Consider the following 245-nt stretch of genomic DNA (forward strand, 5'->3'; position numbering starts at 1 on the left):
GTCCAACCGTAGCTTGTCATTGTGGGATTCGTGTGTGAGGGTAAACAGGGCGGCGCCCCGTGTGTAGCCGAGATCAAAACCTTTCGGAAATACACTGCCTTCGCGGTAGTACGTACCGCCGAAGAGAAAGCGCGTGCGATTTTCGCCTCCACTAATCGGCAGGCTGGCATTGGTGACCCGCGCCCGGCCACCGATGAGCTCTTTCTGCCAGTCGGTATACCGTGTCGTGTCCCACCGCACAAGGT

1 protein-coding gene is annotated in these 245 nt (G+C 58.4%); it reads right to left on the reverse strand.

The window, feature by feature from the left end:
• On the reverse strand, positions 1-245 hold a 245-nt coding region (locus tag KK062_RS30500; protein WP_254088147.1), incomplete at both ends, for a hypothetical protein.

It is taken from the genome of Dawidia cretensis, assembly GCF_018598175.1.
GTDB classification, from domain to species: domain Bacteria; phylum Bacteroidota; class Bacteroidia; order Cytophagales; family Cyclobacteriaceae; genus Ohtaekwangia; species Ohtaekwangia cretensis.